General features: G+C 69.4%; 34 protein-coding genes. 16 read left to right on the top strand and 18 right to left on the bottom strand.

Translation table 11 applies throughout. The features are described from left to right. Positions 1-46: 46 nt before the first annotated feature. From VEC04_RS02365 to VEC04_RS02335, 7 genes are all read right to left on the bottom strand, one after another. Positions 47-847 (bottom strand): succinate dehydrogenase iron-sulfur subunit, encoded by an 801-nt coding sequence (locus tag VEC04_RS02365; RefSeq protein ID WP_324773476.1) that lies wholly within the window; start codon positions 845-847, stop codon positions 47-49. 4 nt (positions 848-851) lie between these two features. Then, the gene (locus tag VEC04_RS02360; RefSeq protein ID WP_324773475.1) at positions 852-1,250 is read right to left on the bottom strand and encodes a GFA family protein; all 399 of its coding nucleotides are present in this window, start codon (positions 1,248-1,250) and stop codon (positions 852-854) included. Beyond that, a complete protein-coding gene (gene sdhA / locus VEC04_RS02355) occupies positions 1,251-3,035 on the bottom strand; it encodes a succinate dehydrogenase flavoprotein subunit (protein ID WP_324773473.1) in 1,785 nt (594 codons plus the stop codon). A gap of 4 nt (positions 3,036-3,039) precedes the next feature. Then, positions 3,040-3,447, bottom strand: a complete 408-nt coding sequence (gene sdhD / locus VEC04_RS02350; RefSeq protein ID WP_324773471.1) for a succinate dehydrogenase, hydrophobic membrane anchor protein — start codon at positions 3,445-3,447, stop codon at positions 3,040-3,042. Continuing rightward, positions 3,444-3,917, bottom strand: coding sequence for a succinate dehydrogenase, cytochrome b556 subunit (gene sdhC, locus VEC04_RS02345; RefSeq protein WP_324773469.1), 474 nt, complete (start codon positions 3,915-3,917; stop codon positions 3,444-3,446). The genes sdhD and sdhC overlap by 4 nt, the downstream gene beginning before the upstream one ends. Before the next feature lie 133 nt (positions 3,918-4,050). Beyond that, positions 4,051-4,479 (bottom strand): HIT domain-containing protein, encoded by a 429-nt coding sequence (locus VEC04_RS02340; protein ID WP_324773467.1) that lies wholly within the window; start codon positions 4,477-4,479, stop codon positions 4,051-4,053. A gap of 46 nt (positions 4,480-4,525) precedes the next feature. Beyond that, positions 4,526-5,434, bottom strand: a complete 909-nt coding sequence (locus VEC04_RS02335) for an SIMPL domain-containing protein (RefSeq protein WP_324773465.1) — start codon at positions 5,432-5,434, stop codon at positions 4,526-4,528. A gap of 232 nt (positions 5,435-5,666) precedes the next feature. Here VEC04_RS02335 and VEC04_RS02330 point away from each other — a divergent pair, with 232 nt between their 5' ends. Next, entirely contained in the window at positions 5,667-6,221 is a 555-nt protein-coding gene (locus VEC04_RS02330; RefSeq protein ID WP_324773463.1) for a peroxiredoxin, read from the top strand. Positions 6,222-6,306: 85 nt separating this feature from the next. After that, complete coding sequence (locus tag VEC04_RS02325) at positions 6,307-6,840, top strand: carboxymuconolactone decarboxylase family protein (protein WP_324773461.1); 534 nt, start codon at positions 6,307-6,309, stop codon at positions 6,838-6,840. Here VEC04_RS02325 and VEC04_RS02320 read toward each other — a convergent pair. Beyond that, positions 6,837-7,625: a LytTR family transcriptional regulator DNA-binding domain-containing protein gene (locus tag VEC04_RS02320; RefSeq protein WP_324773459.1), complete on the bottom strand. Its 789-nt coding sequence runs from the start codon at positions 7,623-7,625 to the stop codon at positions 6,837-6,839. The two genes, VEC04_RS02325 and VEC04_RS02320, sit on opposite strands and share 4 nt — an antisense overlap. 101 nt (positions 7,626-7,726) lie before the next feature. Between VEC04_RS02320 and VEC04_RS02315 the strand changes: the two genes are divergently transcribed. Then, positions 7,727-8,365: a DUF2306 domain-containing protein gene (locus VEC04_RS02315; RefSeq protein WP_324773457.1), complete on the top strand. Its 639-nt coding sequence runs from the start codon at positions 7,727-7,729 to the stop codon at positions 8,363-8,365. Positions 8,366-8,369: 4 nt separating this feature from the next. On the opposite strand, the gene VEC04_RS02310 is transcribed toward VEC04_RS02315, so the two are convergent. From VEC04_RS02310 to VEC04_RS02300, 3 genes are read right to left on the bottom strand one after another with little or no spacing between them, the layout of a single operon-like run. Beyond that, entirely contained in the window at positions 8,370-8,735 is a 366-nt protein-coding gene (locus tag VEC04_RS02310; protein ID WP_324773456.1) for an MmcQ/YjbR family DNA-binding protein, read from the bottom strand. Beyond that, entirely contained in the window at positions 8,732-9,253 is a 522-nt protein-coding gene (locus VEC04_RS02305) for an SRPBCC family protein (protein WP_324773454.1), read from the bottom strand. Before VEC04_RS02305 ends, VEC04_RS02310 begins: the two co-directional genes overlap by 4 nt. 44 nt (positions 9,254-9,297) lie before the next feature. Beyond that, positions 9,298-10,149, bottom strand: coding sequence for a glutamate racemase (locus VEC04_RS02300; protein WP_324773452.1), 852 nt, complete (start codon positions 10,147-10,149; stop codon positions 9,298-9,300). A gap of 124 nt (positions 10,150-10,273) precedes the next feature. Between VEC04_RS02300 and VEC04_RS02295 the strand changes: the two genes are divergently transcribed. Continuing rightward, the gene (locus VEC04_RS02295) at positions 10,274-12,445 is read left to right on the top strand and encodes a M3 family metallopeptidase (RefSeq protein WP_324773450.1); all 2,172 of its coding nucleotides are present in this window, start codon (positions 10,274-10,276) and stop codon (positions 12,443-12,445) included. A 96-nt stretch (positions 12,446-12,541) separates the two neighbouring features. Here VEC04_RS02295 and VEC04_RS02290 read toward each other — a convergent pair whose 3' ends face one another. Beyond that, positions 12,542-12,859 (bottom strand): UrcA family protein, encoded by a 318-nt coding sequence (locus VEC04_RS02290; RefSeq protein WP_324773448.1) that lies wholly within the window; start codon positions 12,857-12,859, stop codon positions 12,542-12,544. Positions 12,860-13,041: 182 nt separating this feature from the next. Beyond that, complete coding sequence (locus VEC04_RS02285) at positions 13,042-13,341, bottom strand: UrcA family protein (RefSeq protein WP_324773446.1); 300 nt, start codon at positions 13,339-13,341, stop codon at positions 13,042-13,044. Positions 13,342-13,537: 196 nt separating this feature from the next. Between VEC04_RS02285 and VEC04_RS02280 the strand changes: the two genes are divergently transcribed. From VEC04_RS02280 to VEC04_RS02240, 9 genes are all read left to right on the top strand, one after another. After that, positions 13,538-13,684: a hypothetical protein gene (locus tag VEC04_RS02280; protein ID WP_324773443.1), complete on the top strand. Its 147-nt coding sequence runs from the start codon at positions 13,538-13,540 to the stop codon at positions 13,682-13,684. Positions 13,685-13,949: 265 nt separating this feature from the next. After that, positions 13,950-15,470, top strand: coding sequence for a signal recognition particle protein (ffh, locus tag VEC04_RS02275; RefSeq protein WP_324773441.1), 1,521 nt, complete (start codon positions 13,950-13,952; stop codon positions 15,468-15,470). 25 nt (positions 15,471-15,495) lie between these two features. Beyond that, positions 15,496-16,107 (top strand): 30S ribosomal protein S16, encoded by a 612-nt coding sequence (gene rpsP, locus VEC04_RS02270; RefSeq protein WP_324773439.1) that lies wholly within the window; start codon positions 15,496-15,498, stop codon positions 16,105-16,107. A 195-nt stretch (positions 16,108-16,302) separates the two neighbouring features. Beyond that, positions 16,303-16,830: a ribosome maturation factor RimM gene (rimM, locus tag VEC04_RS02265; protein WP_324773437.1), complete on the top strand. Its 528-nt coding sequence runs from the start codon at positions 16,303-16,305 to the stop codon at positions 16,828-16,830. A 21-nt stretch (positions 16,831-16,851) separates the two neighbouring features. Further along, positions 16,852-17,067, top strand: a complete 216-nt coding sequence (locus VEC04_RS02260) for a KTSC domain-containing protein (protein ID WP_324773435.1) — start codon at positions 16,852-16,854, stop codon at positions 17,065-17,067. Positions 17,068-17,141: 74 nt separating this feature from the next. Then, on the top strand, positions 17,142-17,513 hold the full coding sequence (locus tag VEC04_RS02255; protein WP_324773433.1) for a hypothetical protein: 372 nt from the start codon (positions 17,142-17,144) through the stop codon (positions 17,511-17,513). A gap of 36 nt (positions 17,514-17,549) precedes the next feature. Further along, on the top strand, positions 17,550-18,695 hold the full coding sequence (locus VEC04_RS02250) for an acyltransferase (protein ID WP_324773431.1): 1,146 nt from the start codon (positions 17,550-17,552) through the stop codon (positions 18,693-18,695). 39 nt (positions 18,696-18,734) lie between these two features. Continuing rightward, positions 18,735-19,259 carry a CHAP domain-containing protein gene (locus VEC04_RS02245; RefSeq protein ID WP_324773429.1) on the top strand — a complete coding sequence of 175 codons (525 nt, stop codon included), beginning with the start codon at positions 18,735-18,737 and terminating at the stop codon, positions 19,257-19,259. Between the two features lie 85 nt (positions 19,260-19,344). After that, positions 19,345-19,851, top strand: coding sequence for a hypothetical protein (locus VEC04_RS02240; protein WP_324773427.1), 507 nt, complete (start codon positions 19,345-19,347; stop codon positions 19,849-19,851). On the opposite strand, the gene mmcB is transcribed toward VEC04_RS02240, so the two are convergent. After that, positions 19,836-20,279: a DNA repair putative endonuclease MmcB gene (gene mmcB / locus VEC04_RS02235; RefSeq protein ID WP_414642635.1), complete on the bottom strand. Its 444-nt coding sequence runs from the start codon at positions 20,277-20,279 to the stop codon at positions 19,836-19,838. The two genes, VEC04_RS02240 and mmcB, sit on opposite strands and share 16 nt — an antisense overlap. 179 nt (positions 20,280-20,458) lie before the next feature. Here mmcB and VEC04_RS02230 point away from each other — a divergent pair, with 179 nt between their 5' ends. Next, complete coding sequence (locus VEC04_RS02230; protein ID WP_324773423.1) at positions 20,459-20,680, top strand: hypothetical protein; 222 nt, start codon at positions 20,459-20,461, stop codon at positions 20,678-20,680. A 6-nt stretch (positions 20,681-20,686) separates the two neighbouring features. On the opposite strand, the gene hslU is transcribed toward VEC04_RS02230, so the two are convergent. The 3 genes from hslU to hslV form a co-directional block, all read right to left on the bottom strand. Beyond that, entirely contained in the window at positions 20,687-21,988 is a 1,302-nt protein-coding gene (gene hslU, locus VEC04_RS02225) for an ATP-dependent protease ATPase subunit HslU (RefSeq protein WP_324773421.1), read from the bottom strand. 19 nt (positions 21,989-22,007) lie between these two features. After that, positions 22,008-22,928, bottom strand: a complete 921-nt coding sequence (locus VEC04_RS02220) for a nuclear transport factor 2 family protein (protein WP_324773419.1) — start codon at positions 22,926-22,928, stop codon at positions 22,008-22,010. Between the two features lie 64 nt (positions 22,929-22,992). Then, the gene (gene hslV / locus VEC04_RS02215) at positions 22,993-23,553 is read right to left on the bottom strand and encodes an ATP-dependent protease subunit HslV (RefSeq protein ID WP_324773417.1); all 561 of its coding nucleotides are present in this window, start codon (positions 23,551-23,553) and stop codon (positions 22,993-22,995) included. 142 nt (positions 23,554-23,695) lie between these two features. Here hslV and VEC04_RS02210 point away from each other — a divergent pair, with 142 nt between their 5' ends. Further along, on the top strand, positions 23,696-24,085 hold the full coding sequence (locus VEC04_RS02210; protein ID WP_324773414.1) for a BLUF domain-containing protein: 390 nt from the start codon (positions 23,696-23,698) through the stop codon (positions 24,083-24,085). Positions 24,086-24,116: 31 nt separating this feature from the next. Next, complete coding sequence (locus VEC04_RS02205) at positions 24,117-24,851, top strand: molybdopterin-synthase adenylyltransferase MoeB (protein WP_324773412.1); 735 nt, start codon at positions 24,117-24,119, stop codon at positions 24,849-24,851. Here the strand turns inward: VEC04_RS02205 and VEC04_RS02200 are convergent. Then, positions 24,848-25,415: alpha/beta hydrolase family protein (locus VEC04_RS02200; protein ID WP_324773410.1), on the bottom strand; the 568-nt coding region annotated here is incomplete at its 5' end. The two genes, VEC04_RS02205 and VEC04_RS02200, sit on opposite strands and share 4 nt — an antisense overlap.

Raw genomic sequence — 25,415 nt, 5'->3', positions numbered from 1 at the left:
CAACCGGGAGATCGGCCTGTCGTTCCTGTGTCGGATTATCGACGGACTAGGCCGCTTCCGTCTTCTTCCGCGACGGCGAGACCATCAGCTTCTTGGTCTCGGCGATGGCCTTGGCCGGGTTCAGGCCCTTCGGGCACACCTGGGCGCAGTTCATGATGGTGTGGCAGCGGTAGAGCTTGAACGGGTCCTCGAGGTCGTCGAGCCGCTTGTCGGTGGCGTCGTCGCGGCTGTCGGCGATCCAGCGGTAGGACTGCAGCAGGGCGGCCGGGCCGAGGTATTCGGTCTGGTTCCACCAGTAGCTCGGGCAGGACGTCGAGCAGCAGGCGCACAGGATGCACTCGTAGAGGCCGTCGAGCTTCGACCGCTCCTCCGGCGTCTGCAGCCGCTCGGTCTCCGGATCCGGCTCGTCGGACTGGAGGTAGGGCTGGATGGAATCGTACTGGGCGTAGAACAGGGTCAGGTCGGTGACCAGGTCCTTGACCACCGGCTGGTGCGGCAGGGGCGCGATCGAGATGGTCGACGACGAGCACTCCTCCCAGCCCTTGGTGCAGGCCAGGGTGTTGCGGCCGTCGATGTTCATCGAGCAGGAGCCGCAGATGCCCTCGCGGCACGAGCGGCGGAAGGCCAGGGTCGGGTCGATCTCGTTCTTGATGTGGATCAGGGCGTCGAGCAGCATCGGGCCGTGGTCGTCGGCCGAGACCTCGTAGACGTCCCAGCGCGGGTCGGCGTCGACCTCGGGGTCGTAGCGGTAGACCTTGTAGGTCTTGACGTTCTTCGCGCCGTCCGGGGCCTTGTGGACCTTGCCCTTGGTGGGCTTCGAACCGCGGGGGAGGGTGAGCTGGACCATGGGATCAGACTTCTATGGGTCGGCGTGCGAGGTCGTCAGGCAGGGTGTGGGCGTCGGCCATCCAACCCATGCGGCTGCGCACCCAGATCTGCTCGACGGGCGGGGCGGCGTCGGGATCGTCCAGGCTGGCGGTGGTGATGTCGATGCGGTCGCCGTAGGCGGCGTCCTTGAAGGTGATCTGCGTGCCGCACCGGCCGCAGAACGTCCGCTCCGCGTGGTCTGACGAGGCGTAGCGGACCGGCTCCCCGCTCATCGCGAGGTCGGCCTCGCGCACCGTGAACCACGCGACCGCAGGAGCCCCGGTGGTCTTGCGGCAGAGTTCGCAATGGCACAGGGCGCGCTCGAACGGTTCGCCGTCCGCCTCGTAGCGTACCGCTCCACAATGACAGCCGCCGGTGAGCATTCAGTACACCCGAGCCTTGGGCTCGATGTAGCCGATGTCGTTCGACATCGTGTAATTGTGGACCGGGCGGTAATCGATCTTCACCGCGTCGCCGGGGACCTTCCAGGCGAGGGTGTGCTTCATCCAGTTCACGTCGTCGCGGTCCGGATAATCCTCGCGGGCGTGGGCGCCGCGGCTTTCGGTTCGGTTCAGCGCCCCCTCGATGGTGACCAGGGCCTGATCGATCAGGTTGTCGTATTCGAGGGTCTCGACCAGATCGGTGTTCCAGATGAGGCCCCGGTCGGTGGTCCTGATGTCGGCGCCCGCGGCGTGGATGGCGCGCAGCTTGGCCACACCCTCCTCCAGCGTCTTGCCCGTGCGGAACACGGCGGCGTCCGACTGCATGGCGCGCTGCATCTCGATGCGCAGCTTCGCGGTCGGGGTCGCGCCGTCGGCGTGACGGAAGCGGTCGAGACGCGACAGGTGGCCGTCGGTGGCGGAGGCGGGGGCGGCGGGCACGGCGGAAGTCTTGTCAACCACCTCGCCGCAGCGAAGGCCGGCGGCGCGGCCGAACACCACCAGATCGGTCAGGCTGTTGGAGCCGAGGCGGTTGGCGCCGTGCACCGAGACGCAGGCCGCCTCGCCCACCGCCATGAGGCCGGGGACCACGCTGTCGGCATTGTCGCCGACCTTGGTCAGCACCTCGCCGTGATAGTTCGTGGGGATGCCGCCCATGTTGTAGTGGACCGTCGGCAGGACGGGGATCGGCTGTTTGGTGACGTCGACGCCCGCGAATATCTTCGCGCTCTCCGAGATGCCGGGCAGGCGCTCGTGCAGGATCTTCGGGTCGAGGTGATCGAGGTGCAGGTGGATGTGGTCCTTGTTGGGACCCACGCCGCGGCCTTCACGGATTTCGATGGTCATGGAGCGGCTGACCATGTCGCGCGGCGCGAGGTCCTTCACGGTCGGCGCATAGCGCTCCATGAACCGCTCGCCCTCGGAGTTGGTCAGATAGCCGCCCTCGCCGCGCGCCCCCTCCGTGATCAGGCAGCCGGCGCCGTAGATGCCGGTCGGGTGGAACTGGACGAACTCCATGTCCTGCAGCGGCAGGCCGGCGCGCAGCACCATGGCGTTGCCGTCGCCGGTGCAGGTGTGGGCGCTGGTGGCCGAGAAATAGGCGCGACCGTAGCCGCCGGTCGCCAGGATGACCATCTTGGCGCGGAAGCGGTGCAGTTCGCCGGTGTCGAGCTGGAGCGCGGTAAGGCCCGTGCAGGCGCCGTCCTGCATGATCAGGTCGAGCGCGAAATATTCGACGAAGAATTTCACCTCGCGGCGGACCGACTGGCCGTAGAGGGTGTGCAGGATGGCGTGGCCGGTGCGGTCGGCGGCGGCGCAGGTGCGCTGCACCGGGCCCTCGCCGAAATTGCGCGTCATGCCGCCGAAGGCGCGCTGATAGATCTTGCCCTCGTCGGTCCGCGAGAAAGGCACGCCCCAGTGCTCGAGCTCGTAGACTGCCTTGGGGGCGTTACGGACGAGGTATTCGATGGCGTCCTGGTCGCCGAGCCAGTCCGACCCCTTGACGGTGTCGTACATATGCCATTGCCAGGAATCCTCGCCCATGTTGCCGAGCGAGGCGGAGATGCCGCCCTGGGCCGCGACGGTGTGCGAGCGGGTCGGGAAGACCTTGGTGACGCAGGCGACCTTCAGCCCCTGCTGGGCCGCGCCAAGGGCCGCACGAAGGCCGGACCCGCCCGCGCCGACGACGACGACGTCATAGGCATGGTCGACGAATTCATAAGCAGCCACGCGATCAGGCTCCCAGGCCGGCAGGCAGCGGGGCCGAGCCCAGCGCCAGGCGCACGATGAAGAAGACGCCCGCCGCGGCGAGCAGGACGCAGACCAGGCCGATCAGACCGACCAGGGTGTTCCGCGACACGGGCTTGTGGATGTAGTCGTCGACGATGACCTTGGCGCCCATGTTCATGTGCCACAGGCTGACCAGCAGGGTGACGGCCAGCAGGGTCGCGTTGACCGGCGACCGGAACCACTCCATCGCGTCGTCGTAGCCGGCGCCGGACAGGACCCAGCCGCTCCACAGGCCCCACAGGGTCAGGGGGATCAGGATCAGCGACGACAGCCGCTCCTGCATCCACTCGCCCGCGCCATGGCGTTCGGAGACCTTCACGCCCTTGATGTAGCTCCTGGTCCCGAGGCTCAAAGGACGACCCTCCCGGTCATGAACAGCGCGGCCCAGAAGACGGCGACGATGACGACGGCGGCGACCATGCTGACGATGGTCAGGTTGGTGGCGGTCTTCGGCGTCAGGCCCGAGCCCGCGTCCCAGATCATGTGCCGGATGCCGGCGGTCAGGTGGTAGGCGCCGGCGAGGCTGAGCCCGAACCAGACCAGGAGGCCGAGCGGCGAACCCATGATCGAGGCGAAGCGGGCGTAGGCGTCCGAGCCGAACGCCGCCGAGCCGAGCCACGCCACGACGAACAGGGTCCCGAACGACAGGGCGCCGGCCGCGATCCGGTTCAGGATCGACCCCGCCATGGTCAGATGGAAGCGCCAGACCTGCAGGTGGGGCGAAAGCGGACGGACGCGGCCGTTGGGCTGGCGCACGAACCGGCCGGTCTGGTCTTCCGTCGGATCGTTGGAGGCGTCGCCCGGCAGGGGGGAGATCGACATATGCGAATGGTTCTCAGAAACCTGAGCGAAATCAGCCGCTCGAAATCGGTGATCAGGCTTTAGTCCAGCCGCGCCGCAGGGGTCAACGAAGCGTGGGCGCGGGGCGTGCGGATGAATCACGAATTCGCCCGGTTCACCCGGTCTGGCTGATCCGGATGCGCGACGCCGCCGCCTGCAGCGCCTGGGCGCCGTAGGGCGTCGGAGCGCCGCGGCCCCAGACCGGGTCGGGCCAGAGGCCGTCGTCGTGGCGGCGGCCGACGACGTGCACATGCAGCTGGGCCGTGACGTTGCCGAGGGCGGCGACGTTGAGCTTCTGCACCGGCCTCAGCGCCGTCTCGCCGAGCATCCGCACCACGTCTCCGGCGCGGACGATCTCGTTCATCAGCAGGGCCCGCTCCGGACCGGTCAGATCCTCCAGCTCGTGCAGACCGGCCCGGCGCGGGATCAGGATGAGCCACGGAAAGCGGGCGTCGTCCTGCAGTCGGACCTGGCACAGCGGCCAGTCGCAGATCACGACCGAACCGGGGTCGAAGGCGGGGTCGGCAGTGAAGCGGGGCGTCATCCCCCTTCGGTCGCCCGACCCGTCCTCCGCGTCAACCGGCGCCGGATCAGTTCAGCGCATAGACGACGCAGGCGCGGTCGGTCAGTTCTCGCAGCGGCGGCTGCAGGGCGAGGCGCGCGGACTCGATCTGCGCCTCGGACGGCGCGCCGCCCTGGGCCGGCGGCGGCGGCGCGGGTAGAGCCATGGGGCCGCGGGAGCGCGCGCCTGTGACGACGATATCGCTGGCGTCGACATCCGTGGCGTGCTCCTCGCCGGACGCATAGCTGGGCCAGCCCGCCAGCACGTCGGTCTCGCAGGCGCGGCCGGTCGGGTCGATCACCCTCACGCCGCCGAGCGAGGCGCCGGCGTTGGACGCCGCCTCCCGGGCGCGTCGCGCCGCGTCCTTAACCGCCTCGCCCTGCAGCCACGTCCTGGTGGCGTTCTCGGGCTCGAGATTGAAATAGACGGGGCTGGTCGAGGTCGGCTGGGAGGCGATCACCGTGGCGTAGACCCGCTCCAGCACCGCCATGTCGCGGACCGTGACGCTGACCGTCGCCTCGGCTTGGTAGCGTTCGATCTGGTCAGGGCGGGCGTTGTCGCGCAGCACGCCGTTCTCGTCCCGGTACTGGTCGTAGAGGGGTTGAGTCGAGACCGAGGTTTCGACCCGGACCTTTTCGACGCCATAGGCGGCCAAGGCCTGGCTGAGGGCCCGGACCTGGTCGGCGGCCTTGCGGGCGGCCTCGGCGGCGTTGCGGTCGATCGACCGGAAGGTGGCGTTGAGGGCGGCGCGGTTGGCCGGAACCTCGGCTCGGACATAGCCGACCGAGGCGATCACCGGATCGCGCATCCACCACGGCGCGGGCACATAGCGGTCGCCGATGGTGGCCGGCGGCGTCTGGGCGGAGGCGACGGCGGGGGCCAGTCCGGCCGGAAGGGCGACGGCGGCGGTCAGGAGGACGGCGGTGAAACGGCGCATGATCAGGATCCTTGTTCGGGCGGAACCCTGGAGCGGCCCCGGGAACACATCAAGCGGCGGTAAGGTTTCGTCAGGCGGCGGGCGGCGGCCTATGGTGATCATAGATATTATTGATCATGGATTTGGTTTCCAGTGATTGACTTTGTGTTCCTCGAGGCTCAATTCCCGACCCGCGGCGCCGCTCCTCCGGCGCTCCAGAGCTTTCGTTCCAGAAACCATCAGGAGAACCACCATGCTGGGCGTCGGTGAAAAACTGCCGGAATTCAAAATCACGGGCGTGAAGCCCGGTTTCAACAGCCACGAAGAGAACGGCGTCTCGGCCTTCGAGCCGATCACCCAGGACAGCTTCGAGGGCAAGTGGAAGGTCATCTTCTTCTATCCGAAGGACTTCACCTTCGTGTGCCCGACTGAGATCGCCGAGTTCGCCTCTCTGGCCCGCGATTTCGAGGACCGCGACACCGTCGTCCTGGGCGGCTCGACCGACAACGAGTTCGTCAAGCTGGCCTGGCGCCGTGACCACGCCGACCTGAGCAAGCTGCCGATCTGGCAGTTCGCCGACAACGGCGGTCGCTTCGCCCGCGCCCTGGGCGTGCTCGACGAGGCCGAGGGCGTCGCCCTGCGCGCCACCTTCGTGGTCGACCCGCACAACGTCGTGCAGCACGTCTACGTCACCAACCTGAACGTCGGCCGCGCGCCGGCCGACACGCTGCGCGTCGTCGACGCCCTGCAGACCGACGAACTGTGCGCCTGCAACCGCCCGGTGGGCGGGGAGACGCTGGCGGCGTAAGCCACCCGTCTTGCTGAACCCGAAGCAGGCGGCGGCTCCGGTCGCCGCCTGTTTTGCATCCAGACCAGATTTTCGAGGACCTCCCATGTCGATCGATACGATCCGCGACCTCATCCCCGCCTACGCCAAGGACATCTCCCTGAACCTCGGTTCGCTCGCTTCGGAGACGGTGCTGAACGACCAGCAGAAGTGGGGCGCCTTCCTCGCCTCGGCGCACGCCATCGGGGTGGCGCCGGTGGTCAAGGCGATCGAGGCCCAGGCGGCCACGGTCCTGACGCCCGAGGCGATGAACGCGGCCAAATCCGCCGCCGCCATAATGGGCATGAACAACATCTACTACCGGTCGCTGCACCTGATGAAGAACCAGGAATACACGACCATCCCCGCCCGCCTGCGGATGAACGTCATCGCCAATCCGGGCGTCGACAAGATGGATTTCGAGCTGTGGTCGACGGCGGTGTCGGCGATCAACGGCTGCGGCGCCTGCCTCGATGCCCATGAGGGCGAACTTCGCAAGCACGGCGTGCCGGCCACCCAGGTGCAGGCGGCGCTGCGCATCGGCGCTGTGGTCCACGCCGCCAGCCGGATCGTCGCTTCGGAAGCCGCTCTCGCCGGCTAGGCGGCCGCGGCGGCCCAGTCCGTGCCGCGCAGGGCGGCCGCGTAGGTCCGGCTGACCGGCGCCACCGCGCCGTCGGACAGAGTCAGCTCGCCGCGTCCGGCCTTCCAGCGCGCCGCCTCCACGCCCGTGCGCGCCACCCACCACGAGCGGTGCACGCGAAAGCCGTCGGACCTCTCGAGCGCGGCGAGCGCGTCCGCCAGCCGCATCAGCACCAGGGCCGAGCCGGCCTCGGTGCGGATGCGCAGATAGTGGTCCTCGGCCTCCACCGCGATCAGCCGCGCCCGCGCCAGCCGGGGCGGCAGCCGGCAGCGCAGCTCCGGCGGGGGCGCCCCCTCCGGCGCGGAAACCCGCGTGAGCGGCCGGTTCAAGGCCGAGCGGGTCAGCCAGGCCAGGCCGACGACGGCGACGTTGATCGTCAGCACGCTCGGCGTGGACCAGAACAATTTCTCCAGCGTGAACGAGCGCCCGAAGAACAGCACCGGGAAGACCGAGACCCACAGCGCGATAGGCGGCGTCATGGCGATCAGCTGGGCGAGGGCGAAGGCTCGCGGGCGGCGGGGAAACAGACGGGCCACCCACGGCTCGATGACCGCCGCGATCACGCCGCCGCCCAGCATGGCCAGCTGCCAGTAGGGATAGCGCTCCCGCGCCGGGACGCCCTCGCCGTCATAGGCTGCGATCGCCGCGAGGAAGAGGCCGAACAGGGACAGGCCGACCATTTCGGCGACGCCGGACCGGCCGATCCGGACGGACCGGAAACCTCTCATGACATCGTCGTCCGTCATGCCCCGCTCCGTTCGCGAATGGACCCCCGCCGTTCGCGAAAGTCAGGCTGACACGGCCACCGCCGCGGTTTCAAGCGGGCTCCGATTTTCGAGGAGCCCCCATGACCCGTGTGATGACCCGGATCGCGACGACGACCCTGTTCTGGCTGACCGCCCTGCTGTGCGTGACCGTGGCGCTGTTCAGCGCGCGCTTTCTGCTCCCCCAGCCGTTCATGACCCAGGGGATGGCGCCGCATATCGAGGCGCGTCCGCTCATCTTCCTGACCCATGTCGCCAGCGCACTGACCGCGCTGGCGCTCGGCCCCTTCCAGCTGATCACCCGGCGAGGACCCCGGCGCGTCTGGCACCGCTGGTCGGGACGGACCTATGTCGCGGCCTGCCTGACCGCCGCCGTGTCCGGATTCGGGCTGGCGGTGTCGAGCCTGTCCGGCCCGATCTCCGGACTGGGCTTCGGCCTTCTCGCCATCGCCTGGTTCATGACCACGGCGATGGGCTGGCGCAAGGCGGTCCAGGGTCAGTTCGGCCAGCACCGTCGGTGGATGATCCGCAGCCTGTCGCTGACTTTCGCGGCGGTGACCCTGAGGCTGATGTTGCCGATAGTTCCGCTGACCGGCCTCGACTTCACCGACGCCTATCGCGCCATCTCGTTCCTGTGCTGGGTTCCCAACCTGCTCCTCGCCGAGCTGTGGCTGAGGACGTGCGGGTGGGATGCCATTCCGGCCGCGCCGCGGAGGACCTGACCGATCAGGGCGCCGGCGGGGCCAGGGCGACCAGCTTCCTGGGGGCCTGGGCGCGGTAGCTCTCGTCGATCCACGAGCGGAACATCGCCATCGGATCGGCGACGCCTTCGGGCCAGGAGGCCGTGACCCAGCCGCTCTTGCCGAGGCCGTAGCCGGTCGGTTGCACGAAGGGCGTCTCGCGCGCCTCGGCGCCGGTGAAGGGCAGCTTGCAGGAGAGGCTGAACGGGTCGCCGGCGACGCTGAGATAGGCGAAAGTCCTGTCGCGCACCGCGAGGTCGGCGTGGCCTGGCCACGGGCTCTTCAGGTGCGCTTCGGGATAGGTCAGGCCGAAGGCGCGCAGGGCATCGGCGGCGTCGGGCGGCGCGATCATTCGGCGGCGCTGCCCAGATGGGCGGCCAGACGGCCGAACTGCTCGGCCATGACCCCGTCGACCGGGCCGGCCATGGCGGCGGTCCCGGGGCCGTTGACCGTGAAGGTCCATTTCAGCGTCAGGCCAACGCCATCGGCGGCGTCGGCCCAGGTCATGGTCAGAATGGCGTCGGCCCCCAGATCCTGCAGCGGGCCGAAGGGCGCGTCGAAGCGGACCATCCGCCGCTCCGGCCAGACCAGCACCGCCTCGGCGTGCTTGACCCCGCCGCCTGGCAGGGCCTCGCACCAGCAGCCGCCGGGCCGCAGGTCGACCGAAATGTTGGAGGCGCTGCCGGAATACGTATGGGCGTCGCTCCACCAGGCGCCGGGCGTGGCGAGGGCCTCGAGGACGGCCTCGGGCGTCGCCGCGACGCGCCGCTCGTAGGACAGGCTGAAACCGTGGTCAGAGCGGGCGACGATCTCCGCCGGGGCGGGGCCGGCGACGGCGCACAGCAGGATGGCGAGCAGCAGACGTTTCATGTGAGGTCCTCCCGCCGCCATCGGCCCCGGAAGCGCGCCCGCCGTCAAGCCGCCGTGAAGGTCAGGGGGGCGCCCCAGAACTGGGCGACCAGCTCCGACTGCGGGCCGGGCTGGCCGCTGGTCAGGAAGTCGCGGCGGCCGGAACCGCCCAGCGCATATTCGGGATGGCGGGCGAAATAGCGGTCCAGCGCGTCGGCCACGGCGGTGGGCTGGTGGATCAGCGGCGTTCCCTCGGGCAGGGCGGCGGCGAACAGGTCGGCGACGATCTCGTAGTGGGTGCAGCCGAGGATGGCCTTGTCGGGGTGGCGGCCGATGCGGCGACGCAGGGCGTCGACGTGGTCCTGGACGACGACCCGCAGCTCGCCCGCCGGGGCGCCCAGTTCGATCAGGCCGGCCAGACCGGGGCACGGCTCGGAGAAGACCGCCAGATCCTCGCGGCGCTTGTCTATCTCGATCTCGTAGACGCGGCTCATCGCCGTGGCGGCGGTGCAGAACACGCCGGTGATCTCCAGCGCCTCGATCTTGTCGCCAAGCCGCTCGGCCTCATAGGTCCACGGCAGGCCGGTCGCCGCCTCGATGGTCGGAACGATGATGCCGAGCACATTGATCGGCCGGCCGTGCCTCGCCCGCGCCTCGGGCACCCAGGTCTGCTGCAGGCGGCGCAGGGCGATGGCGCTGGCCGTGTTGCAGGCCAGCACGATGATGTTGGCGCCGGCCTCGAACAGCCGCTCGCATCCGGTCCGGGTCAGGTCGACGATCTCCTCGCCACCGCGCCCGCCGTACGGGGCGTTGGCCTGATCGGCCAGATAGACGAAGTCCCGGTCGGGGAACCGCCGCGTCAGTTCGCGGTGGACCGTCAGCCCGCCCACGCCGGAGTCGAATACGCCAATCGCCATGGGCGGGGTGTTAGCGGCGCGGCCCTTTGTCGTCCATGTCCAAGATTACGGGCCGTTCATGTGACAGTCAGCGGCGAGAGGGCCTAGGTTGCCGCCACGATCTGAAACCGACGGAGTCCTGTCCATGCATCGACGCCAACTTCTCATCGCCGGGGGCAGCCTGTTCGCCCTGTCGGCCTGCGCTTCCAACGGCATGGGCATGGGCGGCGCCTCGCCCGCCAGCCTGGCGGAAGACGCCCGGATCGGCCGAGCGGTTCTGCCGGCGCAGACGCCGCGCGCCGAGCTGCTGCAGCCGTGGACCGGCCCCTACGAGGGCGTTCCGCCGTGGGACCGGGTCACCGCCGCCAAGCTGCGCGAGGCGATGCTGGAAGGCATCGAGCTGCAGCGCGCCGAGATCGAGGCCATCGCCAACAATCCCGAGCCGCCGACCTTCGCCAACACCATGGTCCCATACCAGATGGCCGGCGAGCCGCTGGACCGGGCGAGCAGCATCTTCGGGGTGATGACCCAGAACATCGGCTCGGACGACTACAACGCCGTCGACACCGAGCTGTCGCCGCTGCTGTCCGCCGCCGGCGACGAGATCACCTTCAACGAGCGGCTGTTCGCCCGCATCAAGACCGTCGCGGACAACGCCGCCCAAGCCGGGCTGACGCCCGAGCAGACCCGGGTCGCGGTGCGCACCCGCGACGCCTTCGTGCGCAACGGCGCGGCCCTGGACGCCGCCGGCAAGGCCGAGCTGGGCCGGATCAACACCGCCCTGTCGAACGCCTTCACCAGCTTCAGCCAGAAGGTCGTCGCCGACGAGAACACCTTCACCCATATCCCGAACGAGGCCGGGGTGGCGGGCCTGCCGGCGTCGAACAAGGCCGCCGCCGCCGCCGCGGCGCGCAACCGCAACGTCTCGGGCTACGCCATCGTCAACACCCGCTCCAGCGTCGACCCCTTCCTGTCGTTCGCCGACGACCGCGGGCTGCGCGAGCGGGTCTGGCGCAAATTCGTCAACCGGGGCGACAACGGCGACGCCAACGACACCAACGCCATCATCGCCGAGATCGTGAAGCTGCGGGCCGAGCGCGCCCGCCTGCTGGGCTTCGGCAACCACGCCGAATGGCGGATGCAGGACACCATGGCCAGGACCCCGGCCGCGGCCATGGACCTGATGATGCGGGTGTGGGCGCCGGCCAGGGCCCGTGTCACCGAGGAGGTGGCCGACATGCGCGCCATCGCCGGTCACGACATCGAGCCGTGGGACTATCTCTACTACGCCGAGAAGGTCCGGAAGCAGAAGTACGACCTCGATCAGAACGAATTGAAGCCCTACTTCGAGCTGAACAACGTCAAGCGCGGCGCCTTCTACATGGCCGAGCGGCTGTACGGCTATCAGTTCACGCCGCTGCCGAAGGGCGCGGTCCCGGTCTTCCATCCGGACGTCGAGGTGTTCGAGGTCACCGACAAGGCGACCGGCCGTCACGTCGGCCTGTTCTATTCCGACGACTTCGCCCGGCCCGGCAAGCGGTCGGGGGCGTGGATGACCACCTACCGGTCGTACTCGACCTACGACGGCGTCAAGAACGTGCTGGCGTCGAACAACAACAACTTCATCAAGGCCGAGGGCGACGAGCCGATCCTGATATCGCTGGACGACGCCGCGACACTGTTCCACGAGTTCGGCCACGCCCTGCACTACCTGTCGTACCGGATCACCTATCCGGCGCTGGGCGGCACGCCGCGCGACTACGTCGAATATCCCTCGCAGGTGCACGAGCACTGGGTGCTGAGCCGGCCGATCCTCGACGGCTACATGAAACACGTCGAGACCGGCCAGCCGATGCCGCAGTCGCTGGTCGACAAGATCGAGGCCGCCAACACCTTCAACCAGGGCTATGAGACGGTCAGCTATCTGTCGTCGGCCCTGGTCGACATGGACCTGCACACGCGGGCGACGCCGCCGACCGACATTGACGCCTTCGAGCGCGAGAGCCTGGCGCGGATCGGCATGCCGAAGGAGATCGTGATGCGGCACCGCCTGCCGCAGTTCAATCACCTGTTCACGTCGGACGCCTATTCGGCGGGGTATTACAGCTACCTCTGGTCCGAGGTCATGGACGCCGACACCTGGGCCTATTTCGAGGAGTCCGGGGACGTCTTCAATCCAGACATCGCAGCCCGCTACAAGGCCATCATCCTGTCCGAGGGCAATTCGTCGGATCGCGGCGAGGCCTACCGCCGCTTCCGCGGCCGCGACCCGGACGTGACGGCCCTGCTGAAGGTTCGGGGTTTCCCGACTTCCTAGTGGAAACGCGCTAACGCGCACCACGCGGCGGCTCGCGACTTCAACGCGATGAGACAGAGAAAGGGCCCGGCGGAGAGATCCGTCGGGCCCTTCATGTCACGCCGGCGACCGGCCCGCGCGAACGGCCAGAATGGCGGCGGACCGGGACCGGGCGTAGTCGTGGCGTCGGCTTCCCGGAAGCGCTTGCAGCGCATCGCGCCGGAAACGCCGCAGGCAGCCGAGATCGACGAGGGTCGGCCCATTCGCTTCGCGACAGGCCTGGCGGCCGGCATCGCGGACGCGCCGGTCGAACGCGGTCGCGCCGGGCGGCGACGACAGGTCGAGGTCGCCGAACGGTATGCGCTGGGTTTCCTGCGCCACGGCAGGCGCGGCATAAAGCAGGGAGGCGGCCAGGAAGGGGAGGGTTCTGGTCATCGAAAGGTCTCCACGTCGCCATGAGCGGCGACGTCGAGCCAGATGAATGGCCTATCCCGAGCTTTCCAGACCAGAACCCGGTATGATTAGTGTACTGCCGCCTTAGGCCCAGCAACGACGGGCAGGTATACTTTGTGTATCTGTCCTGAACGTCGGCCCGCTACGCGGTTTTCGGACCCGGATCAGGCCACGAGAGGCACGCGACTGAGGGCATAGTCGACTTGGGCGGCGCCGGGCAGCAGGCTGACGGCCTCGTCGCGGACCGCGGCCTGGCAGGCGGCGCGCCCGCCGATCATCGGTACGTTGCGGCACATCTTGCGGGCGGCGGCGCGGACCCGGGCGTCGAAGGCGTCGGCCCCGGCCGGGGTCGACAGGTCCAGATCGCCCCATGGAATGCGGACCTCCGCGGCGGAGGCCGACCCGCCAAAGGCGATGACGGGGGCGACGATCAGGACGGCGGCGAGAGAAGCGAGGGTTTTCATGGCGGTCTCCTGCGGAGATCTGCGTCGCTCCTTGGCGGCGACGGTGCAGGAGGTATGGCCAGGCTGTTGCAGCCTGATGTGGAATTCGCGGCGAAATGGCGACGCTGGATGAATTCGCGGAAAGCTGAACGCCGATCACGCCAAACGGGAGCCAATTCGGCGGCGGGCGGTTGCTCCGGGGAAAGGAGACATCGCCATGGAAGCTTTTCCCTGGGGGATCGTCATCGTCGGCGGCCCCCTCCTTCTCTTCATCGCCCTCGTCTGGGCGAAGATGCGCAGCGGCAAGGCCAGCCGCCAGGCCGACCCGAACACGCCATCGGACGACCCTTCGAAGGGCATGTAGCGGCGGCAGCGCCCTCGCCCGCGCCTTGCCTTGTCTTCGCCCGGCTTTTCCGCCATAAGCCGCCGCTTCCGGCGCAAGTGAACCCTGCGTCTCCACCGGGACGACCCCTGTTTCGACAGGACGAGCCCGGCGAGAACCCTCTGCCGACGTGATCGTCGCCAGGGGCCGTTGTCGTATGGAGCCGTTTCACCCGTCGGCGTTGAGCGGCCCATTTTCTGGATTCAGGTCATCCTGACCTGAAGCGAAAGTGGGCATGAGGTTGTGAATGTTCGAGGCTCTGAACGAGCGGCTGACAGGCGTCTTCGACCGGATCACCGGTCGCGGCGCCCTGTCCGAGAAGGATGTGGCCGAGGCGATGCGCGAGGTCCGCGTGGCGCTGCTCGAGGCCGACGTCGCCCTGCCGGTCGTCAAGGACTTCATCGCCTTCGCCACCGAGCGCGCCACCGGCGAGGAGGTCATCCGCTCGGTCAAGCCGGCCGATCAGGTCATCAAGATCGTCTACGACGGACTCGTCGAAATGCTGGGCGGCGAGGAGCCGGTCCCGGTCAATCTGAACGCCACGCCGCCCGCCGTCATCCTGATGGCCGGCCTGCAGGGCTCGGGCAAGACGACGACCTCGGCCAAGCTGGCGCTGCGGCTGACGAAGTTCGACCGCAAGAAGGTCATGATGGCCTCGCTGGACACCCGCCGTCCGGCCGCCATGGAGCAGTTGCAGACCCTCGGCAAACAGATCGAGGTCGCCACCCTGCCGATCGTGGCCGGCGAGAGCCCGGTGCAGATCACCCGGCGGGCGCTGCAGTCCGCGAAACTGCAGGGCTTCGACGTCCTGATCCTCGACACCGCCGGCCGCATCACCCTCGACGAGGCGCTGATGGCCGAGGTGGCGGAAGTCGCCGCCGTGTCGAAGCCGGTCGAGACCCTGCTGGTCGCCGACAGCCTGACCGGTCAGGACGCGGTGCGCACCGCCCGGGCCTTCCACGAACGCCTGCCGCTGACCGGACTGGTGCTGACCCGCGCCGACGGCGACGGACGCGGCGGGGCCATGCTGTCGATGCGGGCCGTCACCGGCCTGCCGATCAAATATCTCGGCTCGGGCGAGAAGGTCGATGCGCTGGAGGTGTTCGACGCCCGCCGCGTCGCCGGCCGGATCCTCGGCCAGGGGGACATCGTCGCCCTCGTCGAGAAGGCGTCGCAGGAGCTCGACCAGTCCAAGGCCGAGGCCATGGCCCGCAAGCTGGCCAAGGGCCAGTTCGACCTCAACGATCTGGCGGCCCAGCTGCAGCAGATGAAGCGGATGGGCGGGCTTCAGGGCATCATGGGCATGCTTCCGGGCGTGGCGAAGATGAAGGCCCAGATGGCCAGCGCCAATGTCGACGACCGGATGATCGCCCGTCAGGAAGCCATCATCAGCTCGATGACCAAGGCCGAGCGCAAGAAGCCGGACGTCCTCAACGCCAGCCGCAAGAAGCGCATCGCCGCCGGCGCCGGGGTCGAGGTCCAGGAGATCAACCGCCTGCTCAAGCAGCACCGGCAGATGGCCGACATGGTCAAGTCGATGTCGAAGGGCGGCGGCAAGGGCCTGAAACAGATGGCCGCCATGATGGGCATGCCCGGCATGGGAGGCGGGGCCGGCGACATGGCCCGCCTCAAGGCGCTGGGCGGCGGCAAGATGCCCGAGCCCACGGCCGACGAAATGAAAGCCATCCAGGACCGGCTCGCCGGACTGGGCGGCGGACAACTACCGGGAGGTCTTCCGGGCCTGCCGGGCTTTCCTCCCAAGAAATGATTCCGCTTAAAGAAAGAGACTGAAAATGCTGAAGATTCGTCTGGCCCGTGGCGGCGCCAAGAAGCGCCCCTACTACTACATCGTCGTCGCCGACTCCCACTCGCCTCGCGACGGCAAATTCATCGAGCGCGTCGGCACCTACAACCCGATGCTGCCGCGTGACGGCGAGCAGAAGCGCGTCGTGCTGAAGGCCGACCGCATCGCCGAATGGCTCGGCAAGGGCGCCCAGCCGACCGACCGCGTGGCCCGCTTCCTGAGCCAGGACGAGGCTCTGGCCGACAAGGTCAAGTGGACGCAGTCGAACAACCCGAACAAGGCTCAGCCGGGCAAGAAGGCCCAGGAACGCGCCGCCGAGCGCGCCCAGCGCGAAGCCGACCGCGCCGAGGCCGAAGCCGCCGCCAAGGCCGAGGCCGCCGAAGCCGCCGCCCGCGCCAAGGAAGAGGCCAAGGCCGCCGCCGAGGCCGCCAGGAACGCCCCGGCTCCGGAGCCGGAAGCCGCCGCCGAGGAGGCTCCGGCCGCCGAAGCCGCTGCTGAAGAAGCTCCGGTTGCCGATGCGACCGGGGAAGCCCCGGCCGAAGCCGCCGCCGAGGAAGCCCCTGCCGCCGAGGCGACCGAGGAAGAGAAGACCGAGGCCTGATCCGGTGATCCTTCTCCCCTCCGGGGGAGACGGTGGCCGGCGGAGCCGGTCGGATGAGGCGGATATCGGACGTGGAGCAGGACGGATGAGAACGAGTGGCGTCGGACAGCCCCCTCATCCGTCTCGCTCCGCGAGCCACCCGTCGGCGGATCGGCTCCGCCGATCGTTCCTCCACCCCCGAGGGGAGAAGGACGCATGACCGACCACAGCAAACTGATCCTCGTCGCCCAGGTCGCCGGCGGGTTCGGGGTCAAGGGCGAGGTGCGGGTGACGGCTTACACCGCCGAGCCCATGGCGCTGCTGTCGTACGGACCGCTGCTACGCGCCGACGGCTCGGTCGGCCTGACCCTGACCTCGGCGCGGCCGGACAAGAACGGCGTCGTCGGACGGGCGAAGGAGATCGCCACCAAGGAACAGGCCGACGCCCTGCGCGGCCTCAAGCTGCACATCCCGCGCGAGCGGCTGCCCGAGCCGGACGAGGACGAATTCTACCTGACCGATCTGGTCGGGCTGCAGGCCCGCGGCTCGTCCGGCGCGGTTCTCGGGTCCGTGAAGTCGGTGCAGAATTTCGGCGCCGACGACATGCTGGAGATTGCCCCGGCGACGGGTGGGCCGACCTGGTATCTGCCGTTCACCCGCGAGGCGGTCCCTGAGCTGCACATCGCGGACGGCTGGCTGCTGGCGGTGCGCCCGGTCGAGATCGGCGAGCGCGAACCGGACTGACCGGCTCCGCGTTCTGATGGCATGCCTTCCGCCGTCATCCGCCGCTTCAGCTATGACGAGCCGCACCGCCGCCTGCGCGTGGTCTTCACCAGCGGCGACGTCTACGACTACGAGACGGTGCCGCCGGACGTGGTGGAGGACTTCAGGGCGGCTCCCTCGAAGGGACGGTTCTTCGGGCCAAACATCCGCGACCGCTATCCCTACCGCCGCGTCGAGAAGGCGCTGCGAGCCGGCTGAAGCCGCGCGCTCGCGCTTTCGCGCGGCCGCGAACCATGCCTATGGTGGCGCTTCGGACCTTCGGGAGTGATCGGATGCGCCGGACCGTCGTCGCCATTCTGGCCGCAGCCGCCTTTGTCGCGGCCTGTCAGCCGCCGGCCGAAACCCCGGAAGCGGAGGCGGCGGGACCCGCCGCCCCGCCGCCCGAGATGCCCGCCGACGCGCCGCCGCAGGAGGAGGTTGATCCCGCCCTCGCCGTGTCTCCGGCGGGCCAGCCGGGGTCCTGCCTCGCCGAAGCCGGTCCGGCCGCCTCGGCGCGGCTGGTCGAGCGCTGCATCGCCGTCAGTCCCGCCACCCACCCGCCGTGCAACGCCGCCAATCCGTGCGAGATGATCCAGCGGGAAATCGACCGCGCCTGCGAGATGTACGCCCCCGGGGAGGCCCGGCCGGCCGAATGCGGCGCTTAACGGTTCCTAGAGCCTGATCGCCTAGTCTGGCGCGCCATGACGCCCGTCCAGACGCCCCCCGACCTGCGCGCCCTGACCACGCTGCGATTCCTCGCCGCGCTGTGGGTGGTGCTGTTCGCGGCCTGGCCGCATCTCGATGTCGACCTTGTTCCGGTGGCGGTGACGAAGGGCTATCTCGGCGTTGAGGTCTTCTTCGTCCTGTCCGGCTTCATTCTCAGCCACGTCTATCTCGAGGCGGCGGGGCGCGGAGCCGGGTTCAGCTATCGCGGTTTCCTGTGGGCCCGGATCGCGCGGGTGTTTCCGCTGCATCTGGTCACCCTGGCGGGGATGATCGCCCTCGGCGTCGGGGCCACGGTCGCGGGCCTGACGGTCAGCGAGAGCCTGCTCGACTGGCGCTCCCTGCCGGCCCACCTGAGCCTGACCCATGCCTGGGGTCTGGCCTCCAGCGCCGCCTTCAACCATCCGTCGTGGTCGATCTCGGCCGAGTGGTTCGCCTATCTGGGTTTCCCCGTCTTCGCCTTCGCCGCGTGGAAGATGCGCGAGCGGCCGGCGCTGGCCACGGCGATCGCCGCCGCCGCGGCGCTGGCGCTCTACGCCGGGTTCGAGCGCGCCGCCGGCTTCTCCCTGACAGAGGCGACGTTCCGCTGGGGCGCGCTCAGGATCGTGCCGTGCTTCGCGCTCGGCTGCGCCCTCTACCTGATCCACCGCCGCGCGCCCGTGCGCCACGGCGGCCTGATCGCTCTCGCCTGCGGCGCCGGCGTGATCGCCTGCGCCTCTCTGGCCCTGTGGGATCCGCTGGCGGTGCTGTTCGCCGGCGGGCTGATCCTCGGGCTCGGCGGCCTCGACAACGATCGCGCCGGCGTCTTCGCCTCGAAGGCCGGGGTCTATCTCGGCGAGATCTCCTACTCGATCTACATGGTCTGCGCGCCCGTTCTGCTGCTCGGCGTCAACGTCGCGGCGCGGCTGACCGGGGCGGACGACAAGCGGCTTCACGTGATTGTGTGGCTGGGCGTCATCGCCCTGATCCCGATCGCCGCCGCGGTCACCTACCACCTCGTCGAACGCCCGGCCCGCAAGGCTTTGAGAGGTCTGGCGGCGCGCAACGGCTCAGCTTCCCACGCGGCTGTCGCACAGGCGAATTCGCCTGAAAGGGTTCTTCAACCCTCCAAAACTATCGTCTAAGGCTGATTCCACAGGCAGGTCGGGAAGCACGCCAGCATGATGAAACGGCTCACAGCCGCCGCGGTTGCGGCGACCTTCGGATGTTTCGTACTGGGTGCCGCCGCCCCCGTCGCGAAGGCCGATGAGCCGTACTGGCAGTGCGTCACCTTCGCGCGGATGTTCTCCGGCATCGAGATTTTCGGCGACGCCCACACCTGGTGGGGCCAGGCCCAGAACCGCTTCCAGACCGGCCATCGCCCGCAGACCGGCGCGGTGCTGACCTTCCAGCCCAGCGGCCGCATGAGCCGCGGCCACGTCGCCGTGGTTTCGGAAATCCTCACCGACCGGGTGATCCGCGTCACCCACGCCAACTGGGGCGGCAGCCGCGGCAAGGTCGAGGAGAACGTCACCGTCGTCGACGTTTCGGATGGCGGCGACTGGAGCGCGGTCAAGGTCTGGTACAACCCCATCAACGACCTCGGGACCACCGTCTATCCGACCTACGGCTTCATCTACAAAGCCCCGGCGCAACCGTCCGGCGGCCTGCTGATGGCCTCGGCCCCGACGACCGCCGGACAGCCCTGACAACCTGAACCTTTTCTCCGGTGCCGCGCTCATGCTTGACGGCGCAGCTTGTCACGCGCTCCATGACCGCGACCGGGAGATCTCCATGCGCGCCTATGCCCCCCTGACGCTCACCGCCGCCCTCGCCGCCATGGCGCTCGCGGCCTGCTCGCCGCCCGCCGAGGCGCCGAAGGAGCCCGATCCCGCGCCGCAGCCCGCCCCGCCCGTGCTGGCCGGCGTCGATCTGACCCAGCCCTTGCGCGCCCTCGGCACCGAGCCGTTCTGGGCGGTCGAGCTGACCGGGTCGGAGATGGTCTATTCCGGCGCCGACCGGCCCGAGCAGCGCGCTCCTCAGGGCCGGCCGACGATGCAGGGCACCATGGCCATCTGGGAGGCCACCACCTCGGCCGGCAATCCGCTGTCCGTGACCCTGACGGCCACGGACTGCAGCGACGGCATGAGCAACCGGACCTATCCGCTCACCGCCATGGTCCGGATCGGCGACGAAACGCTGATGGGCTGCGCCGCAACCGTCAGCGCCATCATGTCGACAGGCGAGAGCGGCCGGGTGGTCGACGGAGCCCAGCCCGAGACGCCTCAGCCGACCGGCTGATCCCTCAGGGTCCTGAGCGCCCCCAGCCGGGCGAAGGCGATGGTCAGCGCCTTGCGGCGGGCGGGCGCAAGGGGGATCGAGATCGCATCGCGCACCACCGCCCCGCCGAAGCCGTCGGCCACGATCAGGCCCGGCTCGTCCGGCAGGATGTCCGAGGGAAACTCCGGCGCCACGGCGAAATAGAACAGATCGCAATACGGCCGGTACTCGCCCCATTTCCGGTCGACCCGGAAGTCCTCGAGGCCCGACTTGACCTCGCAGATGGCGATCTCGCCGCGCGGGCCCAGCGCCATGACGTCGGCCCGGCGCCCGTTGGGCAGGCCGACCTCGAGCAGGGGCGCATAGCCCATGTCAGCCATCAGCCGCGCGGCGCCGCGGGTGACCGAAAGAGTCGTCGCGGGGCGGCTGAAAATCAGGTCGATGTGCAGGGCGGCGGCGGGCACGCCCCTCTATGTTCCGTTTGTGTTCCGTTTTCAAGCCGGCCTTGCCGGCCGTGATCATGGTCAAGCTGTCCACAGGCGCGAGCCGACGCCCTGCTGCATAGCTTGGCGCTTCGCCTCCGGCGGGTTTATTAACCAACGATCAAGGTTCGGCGAAGGCGCGAGACATGCTGGTGGACAACGATCCCGGCGCACGGCGCAATCACGGCGACGCCGCGGGCCTGTGGGTGATCAACGTCCTCGTCGGCGCCCTGGTCGCTGTTCTCAGCCTCTATACTTTCCGGGCGGAAGGGACCCGCCACGATGCGAGAACGGCCATGGCGGCTATCGAGGTCCTGCCCGGCCATCTCGCCGCCTCACCGGCGATGGCGGCGGCGCCGGAAGACTGACCCCGCCTAGAGGATGAAGCGGCTGAGATCGGCGTCCCGCGCCAGATCGGCGACCTTTTCGCGCACCTGATCGCCGTCGAAAGCGATGGTCTGGCCCGCCAGATCCGACGCCTTGAAGCTGGTTTCCTCCAGCACCCGTTCCAGCACCGTCTGAAGCCGGCGCGCGCCGATGTTCTCGACCGTCGAATTAGCGGCCACCGCCGCGTCGGCGAGAGCTCCGATGGCGTCGTCGGTGAAGGTGAGGGTGACGTCCTCGGTGGCCAGCAGGGCCTGGTTCTGACGGATCAGGTTGGCCTCGGGCTCGGTCAGGATTCGCACAAAGTCGTCGCGCGTCAGGGCCTTGAGCTCGACCCGGATCGGCAGCCGCCCCTGCAGCTCGGGCAGCAGGTCCGACGGCTTGGCGACGTGGAAGGCGCCCGAGGCGATGAACAGCACGTGGTCGGACTTCACCGGCCCGTATTTGGTCGACACCGTGGTGCCCTCGATCAGCGGCAGCAGGTCGCGCTGCACCCCCTCGCGGCTTACGTCGGCGCCGGCGCGATCCTGCCGCGCCGCCACCTTGTCGATCTCGTCGAGAAAGACGATGCCCTCGTTCTCGGCCAGCAGCACGGCCTCACGGGTCAGGCTGTCCTGATCGAGCAGCTTGTCGCTCTCTTCGGTGATCAGCGGCCCGATGGCGTCGCGCACCGGCAGCTTGACGGTCCTGGTGCGGCCGCCGCCCAGCTTGCCCAGCATCTCCGACAGATTGATCATGCCGATGCCGCCGCCGCCCGGCAGGTCGAGCCCCTGCATGGGCGAGGCGGTGTCGGCCAGCGACAGTTCGACCTCCTTGTCGTCCAGTTCGCCGGCCCGCAGCTTCTTGCGGAAGCTCTCGCGGGTGGCGGGCTGCGAGCCGGGCCCGACGAGGGCGTCGAGGATGCGCTCCTCGGCCGCGGCTTCCGCCTTCGCCTTGACGCCGGTCCGGCGCTTCTCGCGCACCATGACCAGCGCCGCCTCGACGAGGTCGCGCATGATCTGGTCGACGTCGCGCCCGACATAGCCGACCTCGGTGAATTTGGTCGCCTCCACCTTCAGGAAGGGCGAGCCCGCCAGCCGGGCAAGGCGGCGGGCGATCTCGGTCTTGCCGACGCCGGTGGGGCCGATCATCAGGATGTTCTTCGGCGTCACCTCGTCGCGCAGGTCCTCGGGCACGCGCTTGCGCCGCCAGCGGTTTCTCAGGGCCACGGCCACGGCGCGCTTGGCGTCGTCCTGGCCAACGATGAAGCGGTCGAGTTCGGAGACGATTTCGCGGGGAGAGAGGTCGGTCATGGAAGGGAGATAGGACGGCTCAGCCGCCGGCGGGAGGGGGCGGTGACGCGGGCGGCGGCGGGGGAGCCGGGATCAGCTGGGCCAGCACGATCTTCCAGCCGCCATCCTGCCTTTGCCAAAGCCGCACATAGTGGCCGGTCCGGGCCTCCCCGTCCGCGCTCCAGCCAGCGGGGCCGTAGGTCCAGACGAGGTCGCCGTAGACCGACGCGCCGCCGCCCTCGGTGGGGCCGAAACGGAAGGTGGCGGGCCAGCCGGAGAGGGCGTCGGCGAACGCGTCGCGCCCGATCGCCGGCGGCCGGGGCGCGACGTAGAGGCGCCCGTTGTCGGCGAGAACGGCCAGGTGGGCGGCCTTCTGGTCGACGGCGGCCGCCTCGGCCAGCGCCGCCTCCTGCGTCTTCACGGCTCTCATGGCCCATTCGGCGGCCGAGACGCGGGAGGGAGGCTCGCCCTGGCGGACGACCCGCAGAAGCTCGGGCCCGGGCGGCAGGATGACCGGCTCGCTGTCCGGCCCCGGAACCCCGGCGGCGCTGGCCCCCGAGCCGCCGTCGTAGACCCATTTCCACGAGCCGTCGGGCTGGCGCTTCCAGATGGTGAAATAGTGCCCGGTGCGCCGCCCGTTCAGCGCCACCCCGCCTGTGGTGAAGCCGAGATCGCCGGAGCGCGCGACGCCGGCGAAATTCGGCCACCACTCCAGCAACGGCTCGTCGGCTGGTTTCGGTCCGTCGGGATAGACCTCGCCGATCCTCCGGGCCTCTCCGCCCGCGATCAGGATGGCGTCGGGGACGGACCATTTGTTGAAGCTGCGGGCGATACCCATCGACGGCGCGTCCGCCGCGAACGCCCGCTCGGCGGCCACGACTTCCGCCACGTCCGGCGTCTGGGCGAGGGCCGGTGAAACCAGCAGGGCAAGGGGCAGAGCGAAGACGGCGGGATGGCGCATGGAAATCCTCCGCCGGCATGGAAGCGCGGCCGGGACGCCCTGTCCCGTTAAATCCCTGTCAGGGTCAGTCCAGCGTCTCCACGACCAGATTGCCGTTGGTGTAGACGCAGATGTCGGCGGCGATGGCCATGGCGCGACGGGCGATGGTCTCGGCGTCCATGTCGGAATGGTCGAGCAGGGCGCGGGCGGCGGCCAGCGCGAAATTGCCGCCCGAGCCGACCGCGGCCACCCCATGCTCCGGCTCCAGCACGTCGCCGACGCCGGTGACGGTGAAGATCGAGGTCCGGTCGGCGACCAGCAGCATGGCCTCGAGCCGGCGCAGGTAGCGATCGGTTCGCCAGTCCTTGGCGAGGTCGACGCAGGCACGGGCCAGCTGGTCGGGATACTGCTCCAGCTTGGCCTCGAGCCGCTCGATCAGGGTGAAGGCGTCGGCGGTGGCCCCGGCGAAGCCCGCCAGCACCTTGCCGCCTGCGAGGGTGCGTACCTTGCGCGCCGCGCCCTTGACGATGGTCGGGCCCATGGAGACCTGGCCGTCGCCGGCGATCACCGTGCGTCCGTCCTTGCGAACCGCGAGGATGGTGGTGCCGTGCCAACCGGGAATGGAGGTGTCGTTCGCGTGGGTCATCGGCCCCAGATGGCGACCGAAATGCGGCGCGGCAAGCCGTTTCCGGTGAGATTCCAACAGCTACGCCAAGTCACATTCTCACCAATGTAACCTGTTACATCGACAATCTCTGACCCCGATTTCGCCATGCAAGGGAAGCGCCGTGCTTCATCGCGTCATCTACGCCAGTGAAGCCGTCGGCGCGACGGGCGCCTCGACCGCCTCGATCGTGCAGATTCTCGGCGTCTCGGAAGGCAACAACCGCCGCGACCACCTGACCAGCTGCGTCATGTTCCACGAGGGCCATATTCTCCAGGCCATCGAGGGCGCGCGGGTGGACGTGGACCGCCTGCTGCGCCGCCTGCTCCAGGATCCGCGTCACTCCGGCCTGCGCATTCTCGTCGACACGCCGATCGCCGCCCGCCGCCTGACCGAGCCGATGGTGCTGTGCGGCGACCCCGCCGCCCTGCTGAGCCGGGTCGGCCTCCCCTGCCTGTCCCGCATCACCGCCGATGAGGCGGAAGCCATACTGGATATTCGCAAGGCCGCGTGACCTCGGGGCACGAACGCTCTAATCGGGGCGGGTGAGCTTTTCCGACGACGAGATCGAACGCTACGCCCGCCATCTGGTGCTGGCCGAGATCGGCGGGCCCGGCCAGCAGCGGCTGAAGGCCGCGCGGGTCGGCATCGTCGGCCTCGGCGGGGTCGGCGCCCCGGCGGCCCTGTATCTGGCGGCCGCGGGCGTCGGCGCGCTGCGTCTCATCGACGACGATCGGGTCGGCCTGTCCAACCTGCAGCGCCAGATCGCCTTCTCCGAAGCGGATGTCGGCGAGCCCAAGGTAGAGGCGGGCGCGGCCCGGCTGGCCGCCCTCAATCCGCATGTCGAGATCGAGCCGGCGCCCGAGCGGCTGACCACCGACAACGCCGCCTGGCTGCTGGAAGACTGCGACGTCGTTATCGACGGCACGGACGATTTCGGAGCCCGGTTCGCCACCAACGCCGCCTGTGTCGCCGCCGGCTTGCCGCTGGTCTCGGGGGCTCTGGGGCGCTGGAGCGGTCAGGTGGGCGTGTTCGCGGGCCGTCCCTGCTATCGCTGCCTCGTCGCCGAAGCCCCGCCGGACGCCGAGACCTGCGCCCGCGTCGGCGTGGTCGGGGCGCTGGCTGGGGTGGTCGGCTCGATGTGCGCGCTGGAGACGGTCAAGCTCATCACCGGCGCCGGTCGGCCCCTCACCGGCCGGCTGCTGCTCTACGACGGCCTCGCCGGAACGGCGCGCACCGTCGGGGTCGCCGCCGACCCCGCCTGCCCGGTGTGCGGCTAGGCGAAGGCCTGGCGGAACAGGGCGACGTAGCGGGTCATCAGCTCCTGCTCCCTGGCGTCCTCCCAGTCCGCATGCCCGGCGTCGCCGACCTCGATCAGCTCGACCGGCTTGCCGGCGCCGCGCAGGGCGTCGCGCATCCGGCGCGACTGGATCATCGGCAGAACAGGATCGTCGACGCCATGCACCAGCAGCACCGGGCAGGCGATCTCGGAGGCGCGGCGGCGCGGGGAAGCCGCCTCCAGGGCAGGCCCCATCGCCGACCGGTCGCCGATGCGCTTCGTCCAGAACTCGTAGATCGGCTGGCCCGGGGTATCGTCCGTGCGATCCTCCCACTCCAGCACGTCGGGCAGGTCGTAGACGCCGCAGATGCCGATCGCGGCCTTGTACAGGTCCGGCCGTTTCGCCGCCCCCATGAGGGCCGCATAGGCGCCGTAGCTGGCGCCCATGATCGCGACCTTCGACGCGTCCAGCCCCTTCGCGGCGATAGCGTGGGCGACGGCGTCCTCGACATCGTCCTGCATGCGGTCACCCCAGCGGGTCCAGCCCTGCTGCGCGAAGCTCTGG

Origin of the sequence: Brevundimonas sp. (assembly GCF_035626535.1) — a bacterium.
In the GTDB taxonomy this organism is placed as follows: domain Bacteria; phylum Pseudomonadota; class Alphaproteobacteria; order Caulobacterales; family Caulobacteraceae; genus Brevundimonas.
This window is presented reverse-complemented; position numbering and strand designations above follow the sequence as displayed.